This window comes from Sphingobium sp. DC-2, assembly GCF_000722555.1.
Lineage (GTDB): Bacteria > Pseudomonadota > Alphaproteobacteria > Sphingomonadales > Sphingomonadaceae > Sphingobium > Sphingobium quisquiliarum.
The window spans coordinates 1-3,364 of the sequence record NZ_JNAC01000096.1; the positions used below are offsets into that span (position 1 = coordinate 1).

At 57.8% G+C, this 3,364-nt stretch carries 3 protein-coding genes; all 3 read left to right on the forward strand.

The features are described from left to right. The first annotated feature begins 475 nt into the window (after positions 1-475). Genes ET21_RS0118090 through ET21_RS27225 form a run of 3 tightly spaced genes read left to right on the forward strand, consistent with a single transcriptional unit; the run spans position 476 to position 2,899 of the window. A complete protein-coding gene (locus ET21_RS0118090; protein WP_051768219.1) occupies positions 476-1,663 on the forward strand; it encodes a PfkB family carbohydrate kinase in 1,188 nt (395 codons plus the stop codon). Further along, positions 1,660-2,253, forward strand: a complete 594-nt coding sequence (locus ET21_RS0118095) for a 7-cyano-7-deazaguanine synthase (protein WP_202807138.1) — start codon at positions 1,660-1,662, stop codon at positions 2,251-2,253. The genes ET21_RS0118090 and ET21_RS0118095 overlap by 4 nt, the downstream gene beginning before the upstream one ends. Beyond that, on the forward strand, positions 2,237-2,899 hold the full coding sequence (locus tag ET21_RS27225) for a nitroreductase family protein (RefSeq protein WP_162180713.1): 663 nt from the start codon (positions 2,237-2,239) through the stop codon (positions 2,897-2,899). The genes ET21_RS0118095 and ET21_RS27225 overlap by 17 nt, the downstream gene beginning before the upstream one ends. Positions 2,900-3,364 lie beyond the last annotated feature (465 nt).

Genomic DNA, 3,364 nt, shown 5'->3' on the forward strand with positions numbered 1-3,364 from the left:
ACCCGCCCAACTCACATCTTGGCAGGCGGCCTCAACCGTTCGGTTACGATATAGCTTCGATCGCACGTTGATGAGCGATTGGAGGACACGTGACAGGAAGTGGCGGCTCGCGTGACGATGGATATTCTGCGACCCCTGCTCGGGTAAATCCCAGTAAGCCGGGAACAGGTGCTGGCGGTGGTGGTGGCACGGGTGGCGCTCCGGATCCCTGCGATATCGTCGAAACGGCGGCGTTGAACAGCCTTCAGCCCAATGTGGTTAGAACGTTGAACGTCGGCGACATTCTGACGGTTAATCTGAACCGAGCGGGTCCGAACCCTGTTGTGGAGGTGCTAACCCCACTAGGCCAGAGGGCGGGTGCGCTGACGCATCGTGGGCATGTGCGGATCATCACGTGCATAGATCAGGGGCGCAGCTATGTCGCTGTAGTGACGTCCATCAGGGGCGGTGCCGTTGAGGTTCGGATCGAGCCTGCGTGATCACAGTGGCCGGCGGGCTTTACGTTGAGCGATGCATCGAGCCTCGATGGGATGACGCCTATGGCTCAGGGGGAAGAGCTGCGGCTGCGTTGAGCGGTGCGGGTGAAATCAAGCTGCGGACATATCGCAACGTCAGTCTAGATGATGCGGAAGCTAGCCTGAGGTCGGCTTACGGCATCATCGTCGATGGACCGATGATAAATCGTGAGATCGCCTTCGATTATTTTCACTCCTTGGCCACGCCCAAGATCACGCCCAGACCGGATGCGATCTCGCGACATGCGCCTTTGGAGGTCCACGACGATATCGTCCTGCGATTTGGGATGCTTGAAGGCGATGCCAAGGTTTTAGCCAAGGTTGCGGTTTACGATCCGCAGTCTGCGTTTGATCCGCGCCCCTTCGCGGAAAACGGATCGCACGCCGACAAACTTGCTGTCATTCTAAACCGGCAGGAGGCCCGACAGTTTTCGGGCAAGGTCGATGCCCGTGAAGGTGCATTCGCTTTGCTTGAGCGAAACGAAGCGGATGTCGTAGTCCTGAAGATGGGCGGACATGGCGCGCTTGTCGCGACGCGAGAGGGGCAATGGGAGGTCCCTGCCTATCGTAGCGAGACCATTTTTAAGATCGGTTCAGGCGACGTATTTTCTGCGGCATTCACGCAGTTTTGGGCACTTGAGGAACGATCGCCAGCAGAAGCGGCAGATTTGGCATCACGCGCGACGAGCCACTATGTAAATACGCATGCGCTACCCATCCCTTCAGCGCAAGTCTTGATGGAGATGGCGGCGGAGCCTGCTATCCCAGGCAGCGGTAAAATTTACATTGCCGCCCCTTTCTTCAACCTTGCTGAACGCTGGGTCGTGGAGGAAGTCCGCAATCAGTTGCTGATGATGAATGTCCCGGTGTTTTCGCCATTGCACGATGTCGGCGAAGGCCCGGGAGAAGTCGTGGCGCCCCTGGACTTGCAGGGTCTCGATGGCTGCGAGGCAGTGTTAGCCATTCTCAACGGTGCGGATGTCGGCACGATCTTCGAAATTGGTTATGCGGTAGCGCGCGGTATCCCGGTTGTTGGCTTGGCGCAGAATATGCGCCCTGAGGATGTGAAGATGCCTGCAGGCAGTGGATGTCGGATTGTGGGAGATCTCGTTTCTGCAATCTACCATGCCATATGGGCGTTGCGGTGAAAGCTGTTCTGCTGTCGGGTGGCGTCGACTCTATCGCGCTCACATATTGGCAGCGCCCTGAATATGCGATCACGATCGACTATGGTCAGCGTGCGGCGGATACAGAGGTTGCAACGGCTGCTCATGTGGCTGGTGTGCTTGGTGTCAGGCACGAAATCATCCGGATCGATTGCAGTTCGCTAGGATCGGGGGACATGGCAGTTCAACCGGCATCGCTTCATGCGCCGGTCCCGGAATGGTGGCCTTTCCGAAATCAGTTGCTGATCACGCTGGCGGGCATGCGAGCAGCGTCGATCGGAGTTGATGAGTTGATGCTTGGTTCTGTCGCTTCGGATGGCACTCATGCTGATGGACGACCGGAGTTTTTTTCCCAAGCCGACGCGCTCATGGCTATGCAGGAGGGCGCGATCCGCGTCACAGCTCCGGCAATCGGTATGTCGACGACCGAACTGGTGCATCATTCCAAAGCACCCCGGGAAATTATCGGTTGGGCCCATTCCTGCCATACGGGCCCATTGGCATGTGGCGGGGGCCGTGGGTGCATCAAGCACTATGAGGTCATGGGAGACCTTTATGGCGAGCCATATTAATTTAGAGCCTGCGCCACGATTTGACGGAAAGCCTCACCGGCGGGTCATTGAAGCTGGTCCGTTGCAACTGTTGCCCCGCAGTGTTCGCACACCCGATACAGCCTTCATCGATGTGCTGAAAACGCGGCGGTCTGGAGTTGGCGGTCCGTTGGGCATCAACGATCTCTCTGCGCTTCTGTGGCATTCAACGGGTTTGCGCAGCCGGGTACCTGGTCGTTTTGGAGTGCCAGCTGAAAGTCGCAATTGCCCCTCGGGTGGCGGCCTTCACCCTATAAAGCTGCTCGTCCTTCCGCTGGGGGACGGGATCTCAGGGTACTATGATGATCGGCATCATGGCGTTGGCCCGGTTCAGACAATTGCGTTGGCAGCAAATCGTGAGAGCATCTCCAAGATTTTGGGCCATGGCCACGGAACGACTATCCAGTTCGCTGCGGATAAAGCTTTGCTTGATGCCTGCTACGACAATGCCGGCAGCATCCTGTGGCGTGACGCTGGCGCACTCGTGGCTACCATGTGCTTGGTGGCAACCGCACTTGGTATCACGTCCTGTCCAATTGGGCGGGTGGGCGATGATATAGTGGCCGCAACGGGCGTGATGGAAGGCTTTGTCGGGGCCGGCGCAGTTCACTTCGGGGTGGCGAAATGATACCCAGGTCATGCTTTGTGGCTTAGGCCTGCGTCTTCATGAGCATCTGGACGGCCATGTTTATCAAATTGAGTATTAAGCCTCATCTTGTAGTCGATGGCTTTATAATTTCACGTGCCGCAGCGTTGTCACAAGATCCTACCGCTGAGTCAGCTTCCTACCCGGAGTTGAAATCGCGCTGCACGGCGGAGTTCGTCCTGAAATCACTCGCCATCCGTTAACGTCCTGACTATAGGCTGATCCTGCACGGGAAGCGGTTCCCGAGCCGGGGCGTGGAAACCCTGAACATTGGAAGCCGGTCGAAAGACCGTTCTGGTCGAAGAGCTCTTCGGCCGGGTGGCGGACGCGTATGTCCAGGCCCCCGGCTAAAGGCGTTCGCGCCTGTTCCAATGCAGGTTTCCAACACCCGGCTCCAGGTGTGCACGGCGGTGACAAACCAGGCCAATGGAGCGCCGGCAAATTGCT